17 protein-coding genes, 2 pseudogenes and 1 riboswitch are annotated in these 18996 nt (G+C 73.0%); of the genes and pseudogenes, 9 read left to right on the forward strand and 10 right to left on the reverse strand.

Annotated features, from left to right (window positions below; all coding sequences use genetic code 11):
- Window positions 1-145: 145 nt before the first annotated feature.
- From hisN to ACZ6NC_RS18570, 5 genes are all read right to left on the reverse strand, one after another.
- Window positions 146-943 carry a histidinol-phosphatase gene (gene hisN / locus ACZ6NC_RS18550; RefSeq protein ID WP_465734011.1) on the reverse strand — a complete coding sequence of 266 codons (798 nt, stop codon included), beginning with the start codon at window positions 941-943 and terminating at the stop codon, window positions 146-148.
- 237 nt (window positions 944-1180) lie between these two features.
- Window positions 1181-1504 carry a DMT family transporter gene (locus ACZ6NC_RS18555; RefSeq protein WP_465734013.1) on the reverse strand — a complete coding sequence of 108 codons (324 nt, stop codon included), beginning with the start codon at window positions 1502-1504 and terminating at the stop codon, window positions 1181-1183.
- A gap of 119 nt (window positions 1505-1623) precedes the next feature.
- Window positions 1624-2679, reverse strand: a complete 1056-nt coding sequence (gene rsgA, locus ACZ6NC_RS18560; protein WP_465734015.1) for a ribosome small subunit-dependent GTPase A — start codon at window positions 2677-2679, stop codon at window positions 1624-1626.
- A 16-nt stretch (window positions 2680-2695) separates the two neighbouring features.
- Entirely contained in the window at window positions 2696-4027 is a 1332-nt protein-coding gene (aroA, locus tag ACZ6NC_RS18565; protein WP_465734017.1) for a 3-phosphoshikimate 1-carboxyvinyltransferase, read from the reverse strand.
- Between the two features lie 339 nt (window positions 4028-4366).
- Window positions 4367-5083 (reverse strand): M50 family metallopeptidase, encoded by a 717-nt coding sequence (locus tag ACZ6NC_RS18570; protein WP_465734020.1) that lies wholly within the window; start codon window positions 5081-5083, stop codon window positions 4367-4369.
- Between the two features lie 157 nt (window positions 5084-5240).
- On the opposite strand from ACZ6NC_RS18570, the gene ACZ6NC_RS18575 reads away from it, so the two are divergent.
- The 8 genes and pseudogenes from ACZ6NC_RS18575 (at window position 5241) to def (ending at window position 13238) form a co-directional block, all read left to right on the forward strand.
- Window positions 5241-5993, forward strand: a complete 753-nt coding sequence (locus ACZ6NC_RS18575; protein ID WP_465734022.1) for an SOS response-associated peptidase — start codon at window positions 5241-5243, stop codon at window positions 5991-5993.
- Window positions 5994-6015: 22 nt separating this feature from the next.
- A complete protein-coding gene (locus ACZ6NC_RS18580) occupies window positions 6016-6651 on the forward strand; it encodes an alpha/beta hydrolase family protein (protein ID WP_465734024.1) in 636 nt (211 codons plus the stop codon).
- Between the two features lie 321 nt (window positions 6652-6972).
- Window positions 6973-7716, forward strand: coding sequence for a sigma-70 family RNA polymerase sigma factor (locus ACZ6NC_RS18585; protein WP_380321818.1), 744 nt, complete (start codon window positions 6973-6975; stop codon window positions 7714-7716).
- A pseudogene (gene rsrA, locus ACZ6NC_RS18590) lies at window positions 7713-8006 on the forward strand (mycothiol system anti-sigma-R factor); the annotation flags it as partial. The gene ACZ6NC_RS18585 and the pseudogene rsrA, both read left to right, overlap by 4 nt.
- Window positions 8007-8445: 439 nt before the next feature.
- Window positions 8446-9876 carry an HD-GYP domain-containing protein gene (locus ACZ6NC_RS18595; protein WP_465734026.1) on the forward strand — a complete coding sequence of 477 codons (1431 nt, stop codon included), beginning with the start codon at window positions 8446-8448 and terminating at the stop codon, window positions 9874-9876.
- Window positions 9877-9980: 104 nt separating this feature from the next.
- The gene (locus tag ACZ6NC_RS18600) at window positions 9981-11279 is read left to right on the forward strand and encodes an HD-GYP domain-containing protein (RefSeq protein ID WP_465734028.1); all 1299 of its coding nucleotides are present in this window, start codon (window positions 9981-9983) and stop codon (window positions 11277-11279) included.
- 258 nt (window positions 11280-11537) lie between these two features.
- Window positions 11538-12527 (forward strand): tetratricopeptide repeat protein, encoded by a 990-nt coding sequence (locus ACZ6NC_RS18605; protein WP_465734030.1) that lies wholly within the window; start codon window positions 11538-11540, stop codon window positions 12525-12527.
- 63 nt (window positions 12528-12590) lie between these two features.
- Window positions 12591-13238: a peptide deformylase gene (gene def, locus ACZ6NC_RS18610; protein ID WP_465734032.1), complete on the forward strand. Its 648-nt coding sequence runs from the start codon at window positions 12591-12593 to the stop codon at window positions 13236-13238.
- 51 nt (window positions 13239-13289) lie between these two features.
- On the opposite strand, the gene ACZ6NC_RS18615 is transcribed toward def, so the two are convergent.
- The 3 genes and pseudogenes from ACZ6NC_RS18615 to ACZ6NC_RS18625 all read right to left on the reverse strand — a co-directional run.
- Window positions 13290-14348, reverse strand: a complete 1059-nt coding sequence (locus ACZ6NC_RS18615) for a ferritin-like domain-containing protein (RefSeq protein WP_465734034.1) — start codon at window positions 14346-14348, stop codon at window positions 13290-13292.
- 158 nt (window positions 14349-14506) lie between these two features.
- Window positions 14507-14779: a hypothetical protein gene (locus ACZ6NC_RS18620; RefSeq protein ID WP_465734036.1), complete on the reverse strand. Its 273-nt coding sequence runs from the start codon at window positions 14777-14779 to the stop codon at window positions 14507-14509.
- A gap of 133 nt (window positions 14780-14912) precedes the next feature.
- Window positions 14913-15059: pseudogene (locus tag ACZ6NC_RS18625) on the reverse strand (ATP-binding protein); the annotation flags it as partial.
- Between ACZ6NC_RS18625 and ACZ6NC_RS18630 the strand changes: the two are divergent.
- A complete protein-coding gene (locus ACZ6NC_RS18630; RefSeq protein ID WP_465734245.1) occupies window positions 15018-15185 on the forward strand; it encodes a DUF397 domain-containing protein in 168 nt (55 codons plus the stop codon). The pseudogene ACZ6NC_RS18625 and the gene ACZ6NC_RS18630 overlap by 42 nt on opposite strands.
- A gap of 67 nt (window positions 15186-15252) precedes the next feature.
- Here ACZ6NC_RS18630 and ACZ6NC_RS18635 read toward each other — a convergent pair whose 3' ends face one another.
- Together ACZ6NC_RS18635 and ACZ6NC_RS18640 are read right to left on the reverse strand one after the other, a co-directional pair.
- Window positions 15253-16269, reverse strand: coding sequence for a ribonucleotide-diphosphate reductase subunit beta (locus tag ACZ6NC_RS18635; protein ID WP_465734038.1), 1017 nt, complete (start codon window positions 16267-16269; stop codon window positions 15253-15255).
- Complete coding sequence (locus tag ACZ6NC_RS18640; protein WP_465734247.1) at window positions 16269-18674, reverse strand: ribonucleoside-diphosphate reductase subunit alpha; 2406 nt, start codon at window positions 18672-18674, stop codon at window positions 16269-16271. The genes ACZ6NC_RS18635 and ACZ6NC_RS18640 overlap by 1 nt, the downstream gene beginning before the upstream one ends.
- 211 nt (window positions 18675-18885) lie before the next feature.
- A riboswitch (cobalamin riboswitch) is annotated at window positions 18886-18963 on the reverse strand.
- Window positions 18964-18996: the final 33 nt, after the last annotated feature.

Genomic DNA, 18996 nt, shown 5'->3' on the forward strand with positions numbered 1-18996 from the left:
CCCCCCCCCCCCCCCCCCCCCCCCCCCCCCCCCCCCCCCCCCCCCCCCCCCCCCCCCCCCCCCCCCCCCCCCCCCCCCCCCCCCCCCCCCCCCGCACCCATGTCCGGCCGCCCCCTCGCCCCGGAGGCGAGCGGGCGAACCGCCGTCAGACGCTGAGGCGGCGCAGCGCCTCGTCGTGCAGCAGGCCGTTGGAGGCCACCGCGTCGGCGCCGCCCGGGCCCGGGACGCCGTCCAGGCCGGTGAAACGGCCGCCGGCCTCCTCGACGATGACGCAGTTCGCGGCCATGTCCCACAGGGAGAGCTCGGGCTCGGCGGCGATGTCCACCGCGCCCTCGGCGACCATCATGTACGACCAGAAGTCGCCGTAGGCGCGGGTACGCCAGCAGGCCCGGGTGAGGTCCAGGAACGGGTCGAGCCGGCCGCGGTCCTCCCAGCCGGAGAGCGAGGAGTAGGAGAACGAGGCGTCCTCGATCCGGGAGACCCCGGAGACGTGGATCCGGCTCGCCTTGGCCAGGCTGCGGCCGGCGAAGGCGCCGAGGTCCTTGGCCGCCCACCAGCGGCGGTTCAGCGCGGGGGCGGAGACGATGCCGACCACCGGGCGCTCGACGCCGTCCGGGCCGTCCTCCAGCAGCGCGATCAGGGTGGCCCAGACCGGCACGCCGCGGATGTAGTTCTTGGTGCCGTCGATCGGGTCGATCACCCAGCGGCGCGGGCCGGAACCCTGCAGGCCGAACTCCTCGCCGAGCACCGCGTCGCGCGGCCGGGCACGTTGGAGCACCCCGCGCACCAGCTCCTCGGCGGCCTTGTCGGCGTCGCTCACGGGGGTGAGGTCGGGCTTGGTCTCGATCTTCAGGTCGAGGGCGCGGAAGCGCTCCAGGGTGATCGAGTCGGCCGAGTCGGCGAGGACATGGGCGAGTCGGAGATCGTCGTGGTAGTCGGCCATGTCCAAGACCCTAGCGAGCCCGCCCGGATCGGCCCAGTCGGGCTCGCGGAGCGGACGGAAACGTTTCGCCCCGAGTCGAAGCCCCGCCCCGAAGCCCCGCTCGGAGCCGCCCCGAGCCCCGCTCCGACGCCGCCCCGAGTGAAAGAACCGCCCCGAGTGAAAGAACCGCCCCGAGCGGAAGAGCTGCCCCGAGCCAAAGGGCCGCCCCGAGCCGGTCCATTGGCGAGCGGGCGAGTATCAGTGTGCCGAGCCGCTGAGCTGCAGTCCGATCACGCCGGCGATCACGAGCGAGATCGACACCAGTTTGAGCACCGAGGTGGTCTCGTCCAGGAAGACCATGCCGTAGATCGCGGTGCCGGCCGCGCCGATGCCGGTCCAGACTGCGTACGCGGGGCCGACCGGCAGGGTCTTGAGGGAGAGGGTGAGCAGACCGAAGCTGCTGAGGGCGAAGACGCAGAAGCTGATGGTGGGCCAGAGCTTGGTGAAACCGTCACTGAGCTTGAGGTTGATCGCGAAGCCGGTCTCCAGGAGGCCGGCCAGGATCACCAGGGCCCATGCCATCGCGTGCTCTCCCTGTCGATCGACGGGTCGGGCGGTGATCCGGCCCGACTTTCCTATGATCACCAGGCTGGGCCGCTCCGACACCTCGGACGCGCGAAATCGGCCGGGGCCGCCCGCCGTCAGTCGCCCTCGCGGGCCTCCTTGCTGGCGAGCAGCCGGCGCAGCGAGTAGAGCCGGGCGGGATCGGCGTGGCCGTCCGCGACCCACGCGTCCAGCGCGCAGTCCTGCTCGTCGTGGCTGCACGCGCGCGGGCACTCGGCGGTGCCCGGCTCCAGGTCGGGGAAGGCGTGGATGACCCGGGCCGGGTCGATGTGCGAGAGGCCGAAGGAGCGGAACCCCGGGGTGTCGATCACCCAGCCCGGGTCGAGCGCCTTCTTCGAGCCCGGCTTCGCGCCCGGGGGCGGCGGCAGCCGCAGCGCCAGCGCCGAGACGGTGGTGTGCCGGCCGCGGCCGGTCACCGCGTTGACGTGCCCGGTGGACCGCTGGTGCAGCGGCACCAGGGCGTTGACCAGCGTGGTCTTGCCCACCCCGGAGTGCCCGATGAAGACCGTCGAGCGCCCGCGCAAGTGCGTGCGGACCGCCTCGGCGCCCTCGGTGGCCAGCTCGTCCCGCCGGGTCACCACGTAGTTGATGCCGAGCGGCGCGTAGGACTCCAGCAGCGGCCCGGCCGGGGCCAGATCGGACTTGGTGAGCACCAGCAGCGGCTCCATGCCGGCGTCGTACGCGGCCACCAGGCAGCGGTCGATCAGCCGGGGCCGGGGCTCCGGGTCGGCCAGCGCGGTGACGATGGCCAGTTGCTCGGCGTTGGCGACGACGATCCGCTCGTACGGGTCGTCGTCGTCCGCGGTACGCCGCAGGACCGAGCTGCGCTCCTCGACCCGGACGATCCGGGCCAGGGTGTCGGCGTCCCCGGAGAGGTCGCCGACGATGTTGACGATGTCGCCCACGACGACGCCCTTGCGGCCCAGCTCACGGGCCTTCATGGCGACGATCTCGCGCTCCTGCTTCGTCCCGGCGTCCAGCAGGCAGGTCAGCCGGCCGCGGTCGATGGTGAGCACCATCGCCTCGGCCGCGTCCTCGTGCTTGGGTCGGATCCGGGTCCGCGGCCGGGATCCCCGGCGCGCGGGGCGGTTGCGGATGTCGTCCTCGTCGGCGTCCTTGCCGTAGCGGCGCATGTGCCCAGTCTCCCGCTCAGCCGCCCGCCACTGTCCCGGTGAGCAGCTCGTCCCACATCTTCGGGAAGTCCGGCAGGGTCTTGGCCGTGGTGGCCACGTTCTCCACCTGGACGCCCTCGACGGCGAGGCCGATCACCGCGGCGGCGGTGGCCAGGCGGTGGTCCTCGTAGGTGTGGAAGATGCCGCCGTGCAGCTTGCGCGGGCGGATCCGCAGGCCGTCCTCGGTCTCGGTGACGTCGCCGCCGAGGTCGTTGATCTCCTTGGCGAGCGCGGCCAGCCGGTCGGTCTCGTGCAGCCGCAGGTGCGCGATGCCGTAGAGGTGGGACTCGCCGTCGGCGAGCGCGGCGACGGCCGCGATCACCGGGGTCAGCTCGCCGACGTCGTGCAGGTCGGCCTCGATGCCGTGGATCCGGCCGGTGCCGGTGAACTGCAGGCCCTCGTCGGTGAACTCGCAGACGCCGCCCATCTGCGTGTAGATGTCGCGCAGCTGGTCGCCGGGCTGGGTGGTGTGCTTCGGCCAGTCGCGGACGGCGACCCGGCCGCCGGTGACCAGCGCGGCGGCGAAGAACGGCGCCGCGTTGGAGAGGTCCGGCTCCACCACCATGTCGCGGCCGATCAGGGCGCCGGGGGTGACCCGCCAGACGTCCTTCTCGCCGCCGTCCTCGGGGGCGTCGACCTGGGCGCCGGCCAGCCGCAGCATCTCGACCGTCATCCGGATGTGCGGCAGCGAGGGCACCGGGCCGCCGACGTGGCGGACCTCCACACCCTGGTTGTAGCGGGCACCGGAGAGCAGCAGGGCGGAGACGAACTGCGAGGAGGACGAGGCGTCCAGCTCCACCGGGCCGCCGTCCAGCGCGCCGGTGCCGTGCACGGTGAGCGGGAAGGCACCGCGGCCGCCGTCGTCGATCCGGGCGCCGAGCGCGCGCAGGGCGTTGATCACGCCGTGCTGCGGGCGCTCGTAGCTGCGCGGGTCGCCGTCGAAGTGGACCGGGCCGTCGGCGAGGACGGCCAGCGGGGGCAGGAAGCGCATGACCGTTCCGGCGTTGCCGACGTCCACCGAGGCGGGGCCGCGCAGCGCGGGCGCCGGGATGACCCGCCAGGCCTCGCCGCCGCCGGTGCCGCCGGCGTCGTTGTTGACCTGCTCCTCGATGCCGACCCCGAGCGCCCGCAGGCCGTCGGCCATCAGCTGGGAGTCGCGGCTGCGCAGCGGGCGCCGGACCCATCCGGGCTCGTCGGCGAGCGCCGCCAGCACCAGGGCCCGGTTGGTGACCGACTTGGAGCCGGGGATGGTGACGGTGGCGTCAACAGGGGTGGTCGCGACGGGGGCGGGCCACAGGGTCTCGGTCATGGGGCAAGTTTAGGGGCCGTGGGGGAACTGTCCGCGCGGCGGCCGGATGGCGGGACGGTGACTCGCCCGCTCGCCTCCGGGCGCTCGGACCCGGCGCCGACGCTCTTCCCTCCGGCGCTCTCTCCTGCGTCGGTCGCTTGTCGCTCAGCACTTTCGGCACCGGCGCGCCCTTCGGCTCGGGGCGGTGACTCGCCCGCTCGCCTCCGGGCGCTCGGACCCGGCGCCGACGCTCTTCCCTCCGGCGCTCTCTCCTGCGTCGGTCGCTTGTCGCTCATCACTTTCGGCACCGGCGCGCCCTTCGGCTCGGGGCGGTGACTCGCCCGCTCGCCTCCGGGCGCCTCAGCCCGTGGGCAGCAGCCAGCTCGCGCCGAGGGCGAGGCAGGCCAGCGCGGTGACCAGGAAGAGGGTGATCCAGGCGAGGCCGGGGACGCCGGTGAGCCGGGCCAGCTGGTCGGCGTCGGAGTCACGGGCCTGGCCGCGGCGGCGCTGGTACTGCAGCTCCAGGACCGGCCGGACGGCACCGAGCAGCAGGAACCAGGTGCCGAGGTAGGCGAAGCCGGCCTGCACCTTGGCGGTGCCGAACCAGGAGACCAGGAAGAACGCGCCGCCGGCCAGCAGGACGGAGAGGAAGCCGAAGGCGTTGCGGATCCGGACCAGCAGGGCCAGCAGCAGGGCGATGGCCAGCCAGAGCAGCAGGGTGATCCGGTCGGCGGCGAGCAGCGCGGCGCAGCCGAGGCCGAGCATGGCGGGGGCGGTGTAGCCGGCGGCGGCGGTGAGCACCATGCCGGGGCCGGTGGGGCGGCCGTAGGAGAGGGTGAGGCCGGAGGTGTCGGAGTGCAGCCGGATGCCGGCCAGCTTGCGGTCGGTGGCGACCGCGGCGAGGCCGTGGCCGCCCTCGTGGGCGATGGTCACGGCGTTGCGGCTGATCCGCCACAGCGGCCGCACGACCACCAGGAGCAGGGCGGCGGCGGCGGTGGCCAGGACGAGCCAGCCGGGCGGGGCTTGCTGGGGGCCGGTGACCCGGTCCCACACCTCGCCGATGTTCTGTACGTCCATGTCCCTCTCCGCCTCCGTCCGGTCGTGCCCGGGCCGGCCGCGCGTCGCGGTCGGCCGGGGTGGCAGCCTCCCATGCGGGGACGGCCGGGCGGGAGGCGGCGGTTCGCTCCGTGGGATGAGGAAGTGGTGAGAACGGGGGGCGTGGCAAGCTGACGGTATGTGCGGTCGCTTCGCCTCCAGCAGCAAGCCCGAGGACCTTCTGGAGCTCTTCGGCGTCCAGCAGTGGGACCCTGCCGAGACGCTGGCGCCCAGCTGGAACGTCGCCCCCACCGAGAGCGCCTTCGTGGTGCTGGACCGGGTGCCCAAGGGGGAGGCGGCGCCGGTGCGGCAGCTGCGGGTGCTGCGCTGGGGCCTGGTGCCGGCCTGGGCGAAGTCGCCGGAGACGGCGGTGAAGATGATCAACGCCCGCTCGGACACGGTGCACGAGAAGCCCTCGTACCGGCAGGCCTTCGCGTCCCGGCGGTGCATCCTGCCCGTCGACGGCTACTACGAGTGGCAGACGCTGCCCGGCGAGCGCGGCAAGCCGAAGAAGAAGCCGTTCTTCGTCTCCCGGGTGGACGGCGGCCCGCTGGCGCTGGCCGGGCTGTACGAGTTCTGGCGCAACCGCACGGTGCCCGCCGGCCACCCGGAGGCCTGGCTGGTGACCTTCACGATCGTCACCACCGAGGCCGAGGAGCTGCTCGCCCCGATCCACGAGCGGATGCCGCTGTTCCTGGACCGGGAGTCCTTCGACGACTGGCTGGACCCAGGGGTGAGCGACCCGGACGAGCTGCGCCGGCTGCTGATACCCCCGCGACCCGGCGCCCTGCTGGCCACCCCGGTCTCGCCGGCGGTCGGCAGCATCCGCAACAACGGCCCCGAGCTGACCCGGCCGTGGGACGAGCCCGAGTACGAGACCACGCTGTTCTGAACCTCCCTGGAGCACCTGCACGATGACCACCGAACTCGTCCCGACGCCTGCCGGGGACGCCCGGATCACCTGGCACCGCGCGGCCGCCCCGAAGGCGGTGCTGGCGCTCGGGCACGGCGCCGGCGGGGGGATCGGGGCGCGCGACCTGGTGGCGCTGGCCGCCGCCCTGCCGACCCGGGGGATCACCGTGGCGCTGGTCGAGCAGCCCTGGCGGGTGGCCGGGAAGCGGCTCGGGCCCGCGCCGAGGACGCTCGACGTGGGCTGGACCCCGGTCGCCGAACTGCTGGCCGGTCAGGGGGTGCCGCTGGTGGTCGGCGGGCGCAGCGCCGGGGCCCGGGTGGCCTGCCGGACGGGCGCGGCGACCGGCGCGGCCGGGGTGGTGGCGCTGGCCTTCCCGCTGCATCCGCCGGGCAGGCCGGAGAAGAGCCGGGCGGAGGAGCTGCTGGAGTCCGGGCTGCCGACGCTGGTGGTGCAGGGTGCGGCGGATCCGTTCGGCGGCCCGGACGAGTTCCCGGAGCTGCCTGCCGGGCACACGCTGGTGCCGCTGCCGTACGGGAACCACGGCTTCGAGGTGCCGAAGCGGGCGCCGGTGGGGCAGGACGAGGTGCTGGAGCTGATCACCGGGGCGGTCGGGGACTGGGTGCTCGGGCTGCTCTAGGTGTGGCGTCCGGTCTGGGTGTGTCGTCCGGGCACTGCGGACGGGGCCGTTGCCGTCCCTCACCCGTGCGGGTGAAAAGCCGCCGGAGGGTGGGAATGCGGGCGCGGTCGCCGTGGTTGACACCCCTGTCAGCTTGAGTCCGGGTGGAAGGCAGCACAGATGGGTTCGATCGCGTGCCCCGAGCGGCCGGAGGAGCGCGAGGCCGCCGCGGCCTTCGCCCCTGCGTGGTCCGACTGGATTGTCGCGGGCGAGAAGCCCGTCAGCCCGATATCCTCCATTTCGGGGCGGCCCGCGGTGGGTCGTGCCCGCCATGGCGAGGAGGTGGGTCCGGTCGTCGGGACCGAGCACGAGGCCGAGCCGGGCCGGGGCCCGGAGGAGAGCCTGCCCACGGGGGAGGCGCTCACCGGTGAGGAGCTGGCCGAGGCGATCGGTGAGGACACCTTCCGGGTGTCGGCGGAGGAGAGCGAGGAGGCCCGGCGGGAGCGCTTCGAGCGCGACGCCCTGGGCTACCTGGATCCGATGTATTCGGCGGCGCTGCGGATGACCCGCAACCCGGCCGATGCGGAGGACCTCCTCCAGGAGGCGTTCGCGAAGGCGTACGCGTCATTCCACCAGTTCCGTGAGGGCACCAACCTCAAGGCCTGGCTGTACCGCATCCTCACCAACACGTTCATCAACTCGTACCGCAAGAAGCAGCGGGAGCCCCAGCGCACCGCCGCCGAGGAGATCGAGGACTGGCAGCTGGCCCGGGCCGAGTCGCACATGTCGACCGGTCTGCGCTCGGCCGAGACCCAGGCGCTCGACCACCTCCCGGACAGCGATGTGAAGGACGCCCTCCAGGCCATCCCGGAGGAATTCCGTATCGCCGTCTATCTCGCGGACGTAGAGGGCTTTGCGTACAAGGAGATCGCGGACATCATGGGTACTCCCATCGGTACGGTGATGTCCCGACTGCACCGCGGCCGCCGGCAGCTGCGCGGCATGTTGGAGGACTACGCCCGTGAGCGCGGGCTGGTCCCGGCCGGCAGCGGGGCAGGGCAGGAAGCGAAGGGCTCGGGCTCATGAGCTGCGGCGATCCGCACGACACCGAGTGTGGCGAGGTCCTCGACCACCTCTATGAATTCCTCGACAACGAGATGGCCGAGGGTGACTACGCCAAGTTGCGTGTGCACTTCGAGGAGTGCTCGCCATGCCTGGAGAAGTACGGGCTGGAGCAGGCCATCAAGGCACTGATCAAGCGCTGCTGCGGGTGCGACGACACCCCGGCCGACCTCCGCGGCAAGGTGCTGGCCAGGATCGACTCGATCCGGGCCGGGCAGCGGTCCGGAGAGGCGGTGGTCGCCGTCGACCCCACGGCCGAGGCGCACGGCGAGGCCGCCGGGCAGGGCCGGAAGGCCCCGGCCGAGGAGACCGTCGAGTCGGCGGCCAGGCCGGGCACCCCGGTCGAGGCGGGCGCCCCGGCGGAGTGAGCGGGCCCGCCCGTCGTACGGCGGGCGGTTCACCGTGAGGGCGGTTCACCGTGAGGACCAGACGGCCCCCGGAGCAGGTGCTCCGGGGGCCGCCCCCTTTCTGCTTGCGTGCGCCGTCACTCGTTCGAGTGAGTTGGCGGTGCGCCAACTGCGGCATTCCGCGATCATGCGTCGTTGCGCCGGAGCGGCGGCCTATCCTCCTGACGGACACTCACCGTCGGTTGCCCCGGCGCGCTGAGCGCAGAGCGGGCCAGGACGCGGGGAGGTCGAGATCGCTACCGACAGTGGAGACGCGGCCCTGCCCCCGGGCGCGGCGCGCTACCTGGTGGCCGTCCCCGTGGCGGCGGTCTGCTGCCTGCTGCCGCTGCTGGCCGCACCACTCCCGCTGGGGGTGCCGCGCTGGCTCGGCGCACCCGTCGACTGGCCCAAGGTCGGGCTGCTGGCCTTCCTGCACGGGTGCTGGGAGTCGCTCGCCCAAGGGCTGCCCACGCCCTGCCTGCGGCTGGTCCGCACCCTGCTGCGCCGACCGCTGCCCGACCGGGCGCCGGCCCGGCCCTGCGCCAACGCCTTCTTCCCGGTGCTGTTCGCCGGGGTGCTGATGCTGCCGCCGGCCGCCGCCGCGCTCGTCGCGGTGGTGCCCGCGCTGCTCGCCCCCGTCGAGCCGCACGGTCGGCGGCGGCAGTTCTGGAACGGTGCCCAGCTCGCGCTCTCCGCCTTCGCCTCCTCGGTGGCCTTCCACCTGCTCGCCGGGCCGCAACTGCTGCTCGGCTCCCGGTTCCCGGCCGCGCTGCTGCCCGGATTCGCCGCGCTCGCCGTGTTCTGCCTGGTCAACGGCGTGCTGGTGGGCGGCATGCTGGTGCTGGCCGAGGGTCGGCGGCCGGTCGTGCTGCTGCGCGGCCCGGCCGCCGCGATCGGACTGCCGGTGCTGGTGCACGCGGCCGGCGGGCTGATGGTCGCCGTGCTCTGGCAGGGCCCGTACGGGGCCTTCGCGGCGCTGCTGGCGCTGCTGCCGCTCTCCATCTCGGCCTGGGTGTTCGCCCAGGGCCACCGCGAGCGGGACGCCCACCAGGCCACCGTCCAGGCGCTGGTGCAGGCCGTCGAGATCAAGGACGCCTACACCCGCGGGCACAGCGAACGGGTCGGCAAGGCCGCGGTGCTGATCGCCGATCAGCTCGGCATGGAGTCCGAGCGGCTGCGCACCCTGCGGTTCGCGGGCATCCTGCACGACGTCGGCAAGCTCGGGGTCGCCACCGAGCTGTTGCGCAGAAACGGTCCCCTCACCGAGGTCGAGCGGCGGGCCGTCGAGGTGCACCCGGTGCACGGGTACGAGCTGGTCCGCGGGATCGCCTTCCTCGGGGAGGCGCACGCGGGGATCCTGCACCACCACGAGCGGATGGACGGCCGGGGCTACCCGAGCGGGCTGGTGGGCGAGCAGATCCCCGAGTTCGCCCGGATCATCTCCGTCGCCGACGCCTTCGACTCGATGACCTCCACCCGCTCCTACCGGCGCGGCCGGCCGGTCGCCGAGGCGATGGCCGAGCTGGAGCGCTGTTCGGGCAGCCAGTTCGACCCGGTGATGGTCCGGGCGCTGGTCGACGCGCTCGCCGTGCACGACTGGCAGCCGGTGCTGCCGCCGCCCGGCGACTGCATCCGGGCGGTGCCGGACATCCCGCTCGGCGTCCCCGAGCCGGCCCGGGCGGCCCCGCGGCGGGTGCCCGTCCAGGGCGGCACCATGCCGACGGCCGGTCCGTCGTGATCGCGGCGACCGGCGGCGCACGGCCGCACCGGCGGGCGCACCGGAGACCGCCCGGCGGGCCCAGGCTGCTCCGGCCCGGCGGGCCCCGGCCGGGGGCCGGGGCGGTGCACGGGGGCACACTGGCGGTGCACGGCGGGGCGCTCGCGCTGCTGGCCCTGGCGTTCGGGGCGGTGGCGGTGCGCGGGATCGCCGAGCCCGGGGTGGCGCTGGCCTTCACGGTGCTGATCGCGCTCGGCGAGTGCGTCCGGATCACCCTTCCGGGCGACCGCGAGCAGGCGCCGATCGGGGCGGCCGGCGCGCTCGCGTACGCGCTGCTCGGGCCGCTGCGCGGGCTGCCGACCGCGCACGGGGTGCTCCAGGTGGTCGCGGTGACCGGGGTCGGCCTGCTGCTCGCGCTGCTGCCGGCCGTCCTCCTGCCGCACGGCGCCCGGCGGCACCGGCACGCGCCGTGGCGGGACCGGGCCCGGCGCGACGGCGCCGCCCGACGGCTGCTCGGCGCGGGTTTCGCGGCCGCGATCTTCCAGCCGCTCTACAACAGCGGACTGGTCGACCGGATCTCGGCGGACGGCCCCGCGTACGGGGTGTTCCTGACCCTGGTGGCCGCGCTGGCCGCGCTCTGCGACGCCACCCTGGCGGCGGTGCTGCGGCGGGACCGGAGCGGGCTGCGGTTCCCGGCGACGCTGGAGGACGAGCTGCGCTCGCTGTTCGGGATCGGCACCGCGATCACGGCCACCGGCCTGCTGGTCAGCCTGGCCGCGGGCGAGGTCGGGCTCTGGGCGCTGCCGCTGTTCTGCACACCGCTGCTGCTGGCCCAGGTCTCGTTCCGGCGGGCCGCCGCCGTCCGGGCCACCACCGGGCAGACCATCGCCAGCCTGGCCCGGGCCACCGAGGTGGCCGGCTACACCCCGCCCGGTCACGCCCGGCGGGTCGCCGACACGGCGTGCGCGGTCGGGCGCGAGCTGGGGCTGGGCACCCGTGAGCTCGCCCTGCTGGAGTACGCGGCGCTGATGCACGACGTCGGCCAGCTGTCGCTGGTCGAGCCGGTGCCGGGCGGGGCGACGGCGCTGCTGCCGGACGAGGAGCAGCAGCGGATCGCCCGGCTGGGAAGCGAGGTGATCCGGCGGACGGGGGTGCCGCGGCAGGTGGCCGAGCAGGTCGCCCGGCTGGCGGATCCGTGGTGCGGGCGGCCGGAGGGCGGGCCGGACGGCGGCGGACAGGAGGTGCCGTTGGCGGCACGGATCATCCGGGTGGCCAATGCGCACGACGACCTGCTGACGGCGGCGCGGGGTCGCGGGCTGGGGGAGGCGGTGGGCCGCCTGGAGGTGCTGGAGGTGCTGCGGCTGGGGCGCGGGCGGGTCTACGACGCCCGGGTGGTCGACGCGTTGGTCCGGGTCCGGGGCTAGGCCCCGGGGCGCCCGCGCGGAGCAGTGTGCGGGGAATACACGGGGGAGTGCGGCCCGCTGGGGTTGAGGCGGCGGGGTGGGGCGGGCAGGCTGGGTAGGGGCAGGGCCGGTGGCGGGGCAACCGTGGGCGGTGGGGAGCGCGGGCGGTGGCGGGCGTGGTTGGATGCGGTCGTAGCGTGGAACACCGACCCGGGGTACCGGGCCCGTGACGCGGGAGCGGATGCGGGACTTGAGCGGACGACGACGGCAGGGACGAACGTGAGGATCTTCCACCGGGCACGGCACCGGCCGTCCGCCACCTGGCGGCAGACGACCGACCGGGCTTTCACGCTGATCGGCGACGGCCGGTACGAGGACGCGGGTGCCCTGCTGGTGATGGCGGCCGATCTGGAGCCCTGGCTGTCCGACTCGTGGTTCAACCTGGCGCTGCTGCACAAGTTCCGGCGGGACTGGGAGCAGGCGCGGGCGGCCGGGCTGCGCGCCGTCGCGCTGCTGGACCGCGAGCACGGCGCTCCCGACTGGTGGAACCTGGGGATCACCGCGACGGCCCTGCAGGACTGGGCGCTTGCCCGGCGCGCCTGGCAGGCGTACGGGCTGCGGCTGCCGGGCGGGCCCGGGGCGCAGCCGGACGGTCCGGTGAGCCTGGACCTGGGAACGACCCCGGTGCGGCTCTCGCCGGACGGCGAGTCCGAGGTGGTCTGGGGCCGGCGGCTGGACCCGGCCCGGATCGAGGTGCTGTCGATCCCGCTGCCGTCGTCCGGCCGCCGCTGGGGCGAGGTGGTGCTGCACGACGGCGCCCCGCACGGTGAGCGGGTCACCGACGGGGTGGCGTACCCGGTGTTCGACGAGATCGAGCTGTGGGCGCCCTCCCCGGTGCCGACGTACGTGGTGCTGTTGCAGGCCGCCACGGCGGCGGACCGGGACGCGCTGGAGCGGCTGGTCGCGGAGGCGGGATACGCGGCGGAGGACTGGACGTCCTCGGTGCGGCTGCTCTGCCGGGCCTGTTCGGAGAGCCGGATGGCCTCGGACGACGGGCACACCGCGCACCACGATCCGCACGACGACGGGGACGCGGCCCACCCGGGGCACCTGAGCCATCTGAGCCAGGGCGCGGGCGGGATGTCCTGGCTGGTGGAGCGGGAGTGCGGGATCGCGGCCCCGGCCGGTCTGGTGCGGACGCTGCTGGACCGCTGGGTGGCGGCGGCGCCGGGGACGCGGGCGTACCGGGATCTCGAAGAGGTCTGCTGAGCCTGGCCGCTTACCCTTGATCGGTACGGCCAGACAGTCCACGGAAGCGGAAGATAAGCAGCGATGGCGGAGCAGCACGATCACCAGCACGACCACGACCATGATCACGGGACCGAGCAGGGCGAGGCCCAGCCGGTGAAGGTGGTCGGTGAGCAGCCGGACCTCTCGAAGGGCACGGCGCGTCCGATCACCGTGTACGGCAACCCGGTGCTGCACCGGGAGGTCAAGGACGTCACCGCGTTCGACGGTGAGCTGTCGGCGCTGATCGACGACATGTTCCAGTCGATGTACGCGGCCGAGGGCGTGGGCCTCGCCGCCAACCAGATCGGCGTGGACCTCAAGGTGTTCGTCTACGACTGCCCGGACGACGAGGGCGTGCGCCACATCGGCCACGTCATCAACCCGGTGCTGGAGGAGCTGCCGGCCGGCAGCAAGCGGGTGCTCGACGACGGCAACGAAGGCTGCCTCTCGGTGCCGACCGCGTACGCCGAGCTGCCCCGGCCGGACTACGCCGCCGTGACCGGCCAGGACAAGGACGGCAACCCGATCCGGGTCGAGGGCACCGGCTTCTTCGCCCGCTGCCTCCAGCACGAGACGGACCACCTGTACGGGTTCCTCTACATCGACAAGCTGTCGAAGCGGGACCGCAAGGACGCGCTGCGGCAGATGGCCGAGGGCACGCCGCGCTACGCGACGGTGCCGAACGCCTGACGGTGTGACGAAAGGGCCGGTGCGCGCGCACCGGCCCTTTCGCATGGGTGCCTACTGCTGGACGAACAGCCACTCCGGGCCGTAGGTGAAGCGGGGGTCGAGGGGCAGCTTGACGGCGTTGATCTGCTGGGCGGTGTGGCGCATGGAGCCCATCAGCCCGATGGCCGGGAAGATGTCCGCCCCGCCGGGGCCCCAGGCGTCTTCGAGGGCATGCAGCATGCCGCTGTACTGCTGGTTGAAGGTCCGGAGGAGCTCGGCGGTGGTCGCGTCGGGCTCGTTGCCGGGGGAGTTGGCCCACCCGCCCGCGGGGACCCGGGCGACCGGGGAGGTGTCCGGCAGCGGGACGTCGGCGCCGGTGAAGTCGAACTTCTGCGTCTGCTCGTCGAGGACGAGCTTCTTGCCGACGGCGATCTCCTTGAAGGCGTAGTAGTGGGCGAGTTCGCCCGAGGCGCCGGGGAAGGGGTTGTCCGGGGAGACGTCGGTCCCCTCGCCCTGGGTCTGGATGATGTGGATGGCGTTCAGCACGTCGTCGATGGTGTTCATCGCGACGATGTCGTTGCCGGCGCCGTGGCCCGAGCCGAGCGGGAAGGTCACCTGCCGCTGACCGGTCAGCAGGTGGGCGAACGTGGGGAAGACGTTGGCGATCCGCTGGTAGAAGGCGCCGATGGTGTTGCCGTCGACGGCGAAGGCGAGCGGGTGCTCGGGCTTCTCGATGTCGGAGAAGAGGCCGGCCGACTCCCGGGTCAGCCCGCTGAGGAAGACCTCCAACCCGGGGTTGACGCCGCCGGGCAGCTCACCCGGGTACTTCGGCACGGTGGCCGGGTCGGTGAGGACGACGGTGCCGCCGATGCTGGTGAGCATGTTGCAGACGAGGCCGAAGTGCGACATCTCGTCGAAGACGATCTCGCGGATCGTGTGGCGGACCGGCTTGCTGTTGTCCGGGTCGGTGATCGACCAGAGCGCGGTGGCGTACGGCGGGATGGTGGACAGCTCCAGCATGATGGCCCGCTGGAGGGCGTCCTTGAGCTCCTGCTCGGTCCACTCCTCCTCCGCCATGTTCATGAGCTGGACGATGGCGTCGCTCTGGTAGTCGAGGATTCCGGTCGTCACGGTGGGCCCCTTTCGTTCGGCTGTGGGCCGGACCGTACTTGGGGGCAGATCGTGTGCGGACGTATGTCGCCGGTGTGGCCCGGGAGTTCATCCGGACGGGCGGCGTGCGGAGGTGTGCCCGCCCCGCCCGGCGCGAGCGCCGTGCGGGGCGGGGTAGTTCAGGGGCGGCTGGTGGTGATGGTGATCGGGTGGGCGGTCCAGCTGGTGAGTTCACCGACGTAGAGGGTGGTGCTCCATCGGCCGCCTCGGTTGAGGCAGTGGGCGACGCCGTCGCCGCCTCCCGGGCCGACGCAGAAGCGGATGAAGTCGCGGTGGGCTTCGCGGACGGGGAGTTCGCGGATGTGCTCCCAGAGGACGGGGAGCGCCTGGTCGAGGCTCAGGAACACGGCGGGCGGCATGATGCCGCCGATCTCGGCGCGGACGGCGCTCACGCGGCGGCCTCGGCGGAGATGTGGCACCAGACGAATTGCCGATGCCGCCGGCGCGGGGGCAGCAGCCCCACTGAGTGGCCAACTCGTGGACGAGGAGCAGGCCTCGGCCGGCCTCGTCGGAGTTGGAGGCGTCGCGGAGCGCGGGCTTCTCGCTGTCGGCGTCATGGACCTCGATGCGGAGGAGTCTGTCGGCGAGCCTGAGACGGATCTGGATCAGGCGTCCTCGGGCCGCACGGGCGTGCTGGATGGCGTTGGTGGCGACTGTGTCGAGGTGGCCGATGGTGTGACCGGGATCGTGCCAGTGCGGGACTCAAAGGACCCTGATGGGCCGGCTCTGCTCTTCCCGGCCGAGGCGTGGTCGTCGTTCCTCGCCGGGGTCAAGGGCGGGGAGTTTCCGACCGACTGAAACAACAGGAGGTGCCCCGCACGGGCTGCGGCCGTGCGGGGCACCTGTCTGTCTGTCTTCGTTCTTCCTAGAAGTCGTCGTCGAAGGCGACGGAGCCCTCGACGGCGACCTGGTACGCCGAGACCCGGCGCTCGAAGAAGTTGGTCAGCTCCTGGACGTTCTGGAGCTCCATGAAACCGAACGGGTTCGTCGAGCCGTAGCGGATCGGCAGACCCAGGCGGGCGAGCCGCTGGTCGGCGACGGCCTCCAGGTACTCGCGCATCGAGGCGGTGTTCATGCCGGGCAGGCCCTCACCGCACAGGTCCTGGGCGAACTGGAGCTCGGCCTCGACGGCCTCCTCCAGCATCTCCGTCACCTGCTTGGCCATCTCGTCGTCGAAGAGGTCGGGCTCCTCCTCGCGGACGGTGTCCACCACGGAGAACGCGAAGTCCATGTGCATGGACTCGTCGCGGAACACCCAGTTCGTCCCCGTCGCCAGGCCGTGCAGCAGGCCGCGGCTGCGGAACCAGTACACGTACGCGAAGGCGCCGTAGAAGAACAGGCCCTCGACGCAGGCCGCGAAGCAGATCAGGTTCAGGAGGAACGCGCGGCGGTCCTCCTTGGTCTGCAGCGAGTCGATGTGGTCGACCGCGTTCATGTACTTGAAGCAGAACTGGGCCTTCTGGTGGATGGAGGGGATGTTCTCCACCGCGGCGAAGGCCGCGTTGCGGTCCTCCGGGTCCGGAAGGTAGGTGTCCAGCAGCGTCAGGTAGAACTGGACGTGCACGGCCTCCTCGAACAGCTGGCGCGACAGGTACAGCCGCGCCTCCGGGGAGTTGATGTGCTTGTAGAGGCTCAGCACGACGTTGTTCGCGACGATCGAGTCACCGGTGGCGAAGAAGGCGACCAGCCGGCCGATCATGTGCCGCTCGCCCTCGCTCAGCTTGGCGAGGTCGGCGACGTCGGAGTGCAGGTCCACCTCCTCGACGGTCCAGGTGTTCTTGATCGCGTCCCGGTACCGGTCGTAGAACGACGGGTACCGCATCGGGCGCAGGGTCAGCTCGAACCCGGGGTCGAGCAGCATCTTCTGGCGATCGTCGGACATTACTGGCAGGCCTCGCAGGACTCGGGGTTCTCCAGGGAGCAGGCCAGCGCGGCCTCTTCCTCCGGGGTGAGGGTCGGGGACGCCACCGGCACCGGCGTGGCGGCGCGGGCGGTGCCCGACGCGGCCTGGGCGATCCGGGTCGCCGGGCGCGAGCGCAGGTAGTAGGTGGTCTTCAGACCGACCTTCCACGCGTACGCGTACATCGAGCTGAGCTTGCCGATGGTGGGCGCGGCCATGAAGAGGTTCAGCGACTGGCTCTGGTCGAGGTACGGCATGCGGGCCGCGGCCAGGTCGATCAGCGCGCGCTGGGGCAGCTCCCACGCCGTGCGGTAGAGCGAACGGACCTCGGCGGGCAGCCAGTTGAGCTCCTGGACCGAGCCGTTGGCGTCGCGCAGCGCGTCCCGGGTCTGCTGGTCCCAGACGCCGAGCTCCTTGAGCTCGCGCACCAGGTACGGGTTGACCTGGAGGAACTCGCCGGAGAGGGTCTCGCGCTTGAACAGGTTGGAGACCTGCGGCTCGATGCACTCGTACACACCGGCGATCGAGGCGATCGTCGCGGTCGGCGCGATGGCCAGCAGCAGGGAGTTGCGCAGGCCGGTCTCGGCGATGCGGGTGCGCAGCGCATCCCAGCGGCCGGCCCACTGCGGCGCGGCCGACGGGAAGTGGTCGATGTGCAGCTCGCCGCGGGCGGCACGGGTCTCGCCGTACGCCTCGTGGCGGCCCAGCTGCTCGGCCAGGTCGGCGGAGCGCTCGTACGCGGTGAGCATGATGCGCTCGGCGATCAGCGTGGAGAGCTGCTTGGCCTCGGCGGAGTCGAAGTCCAGGCGGAGCTGGAAGAAGACGTCCTGCAGGCCCATCACGCCGAGGCCGACCGGGCGCCAGCGGGAGTTGGAGGCGCCGGCCTCGGGGGTCGGGTAGAAGTTGATGTCCACCACGCGGTCGAGGAAGGTGACGGCGGTGCGCACGGTGGCGTCCAGCCGGTCCCAGTCCATGGCGTTCAGCAGGTCGGCGGCGGTGGCGCCGGGGGCGACGTGGGCGCCGAGGTTGACCGAGCCGAGGTTGCAGACGGCGGTCTCGGAGTCGTCCGTGACCTCCAGGATCTCGGTGCAGAGGTTGGAGGAGTGCACGGTGCGGCCGGGCAGCGCGGTCTGGTTGGCGGCGCGGTTGGAGGCGTCCTTGAAGGTCATCCAGCCGTTGCCGGTCTGCGCCAGGGTGCGCATCATCCGGGCGTAGAGGGTCTGCGCGGGGATGGTGCGGACGGCCTTGCCGGCCAGCTCGGCCTTGCGGTACGCCTCGTCGAAGTCGGCACCCCAGAGGTCGACCAGCTCGGGCACGTCGGCCGGCGAGAACAGCGACCAGTCCTCGTTGGCGTTGACCCGGCGCATGAACTCGTCCGGGATCCAGTGCGCCAGGTTGAGGTTGTGGGTGCGCCGCGCCTCCTCGCCGGTGTTGTCGCGCAGCTCCAGGAACTCCTCGATGTCCGCGTGCCAGGTCTCCAGGTAGACGCAGGCCGCGCCCTTGCGGCGGCCGCCCTGGTTGACGGCGGCGACCGAGGAGTCGAGGGTGCGCAGGAACGGGACGATGCCGTTGGACTTGCCGTTGGTGCCCCGGATCAGGCTGCCGCGCGAACGGATCCGCGAGTAGGAGAGGCCGATGCCGCCGGCGTGCTTGGAGAGGCGGGCGATCTGGGCGTACCGGGAGTAGATCGAGTCCAGGTTGTCCAGCGGCGAGTCGAGCAGGTAGCAGCTCGACATCTGCGGGTGCCGGGTGCCGGAGTTGAAGAGGGTCGGCGAGGAGGTCAGGTACTCCAGACGGCTCATCAGGCCGTACAGCTCCGCGACCTCGCGCACCGACTGCTCGTTGTCGCCGACCGCCAGGCCGCAGGCGACGCGGAGCAGGAAGTGCTGCGGGGTCTCGACGACCTTGCGGGTGATCGGGTGGCGCAGCAGGTAGCGGGACTGCACGGTGCGCAGGCCGAAGTACTCGAAGCGGTCGTCGCCCTGGGCGTCGATCAGCGCGTCGAGGGCGGTGGCGTGCTTGGCGACGAAGCCGGCGGTGGTGTCGCCGATCAGGCCCTCGGCGTGGCCGACGGCGATCGAGGCGGAGAAGGAGACCGAGCCCTGGGAGACCGCCTCGTCGACGATCTCCAGCGCGAGCAGGCGGGCCGCCAGCTTCGAGTACTGGGGGTCCTCGGCGATCATCGACGCTGCGGCGTCCACGGCCAGCCCGCGCAGCTCGGCGAAGTCCGAGCCGGCGTGGCGGCCGCGCAGCGCGGCGGCGGCGACATGGCCGGGGTCCACCTGGGGAAGGTCGACGCTGCGGTCGGTCAGCAGCCGGAGCAGCGCACCGCCGGGGTCGGAGACCGTCGGGTCGACGGGGGCTGAGCTGGACCCCTGGGCGGGCAGGGTGGCTGAGGCAGCGGTGGTCAAGGCGCTCTCTCCTGGCGGCGATCGGCAGCTGTTGATCGGGGGTACCGGGCCGTTCGGGGCAGGGGAGCACGGCGCGACGGCCGGAAGGCGTCGCGCGACGGTGTCATCCCCGGCCCGCCCGCGAGGCCCGGAAGTACTGCTCGTGCTGGAGGCCTCTGCGGGGAGGCCGGGCGGCACGCCGTCGGCAGGTATTCGGACTCGCGGGCTCTGGTCGGAGCCGCCCGCACACCGCTGCGGGGCAGTCCCGGATTCGCACCGGGTTCCCCTGCGTCGACAGCAGGGACGAGCATACATCTAG

It is taken from the genome of Kitasatospora sp. NPDC041988 (assembly GCF_055588525.1).

What these genes read in the sequence shown, in the direction of transcription:
- rsgA (WP_465734015.1), bottom strand. Translation starts at nt 2,679, where the DNA reads ATGCGCCGCTACGGCAAGGACGCCGACGAGGACGACATCCGCAACCGC.
- ACZ6NC_RS18555 (WP_465734013.1), bottom strand. Translation starts at nt 1,504, where the DNA reads ATGGCATGGGCCCTGGTGATCCTGGCCGGCCTCCTGGAGACCGGCTTC.
- aroA (WP_465734017.1), bottom strand. Translation starts at nt 4,027, where the DNA reads ATGACCGAGACCCTGTGGCCCGCCCCCGTCGCGACCACCCCTGTTGAC.
- ACZ6NC_RS18570 (WP_465734020.1), bottom strand. Translation starts at nt 5,083, where the DNA reads ATGGACGTACAGAACATCGGCGAGGTGTGGGACCGGGTCACCGGCCCC.
- hisN (WP_465734011.1), bottom strand. Translation starts at nt 943, where the DNA reads ATGGCCGACTACCACGACGATCTCCGACTCGCCCATGTCCTCGCCGAC.
- ACZ6NC_RS18575 (WP_465734022.1), top strand. Translation starts at nt 5,241, where the DNA reads ATGTGCGGTCGCTTCGCCTCCAGCAGCAAGCCCGAGGACCTTCTGGAG.
- ACZ6NC_RS18635 (WP_465734038.1), bottom strand. Translation starts at nt 16,269, where the DNA reads ATGTCCGACGATCGCCAGAAGATGCTGCTCGACCCCGGGTTCGAGCTG.
- ACZ6NC_RS18580 (WP_465734024.1), top strand. Translation starts at nt 6,016, where the DNA reads ATGACCACCGAACTCGTCCCGACGCCTGCCGGGGACGCCCGGATCACC.
- def (WP_465734032.1), top strand. Translation starts at nt 12,591, where the DNA reads ATGGCGGAGCAGCACGATCACCAGCACGACCACGACCATGATCACGGG.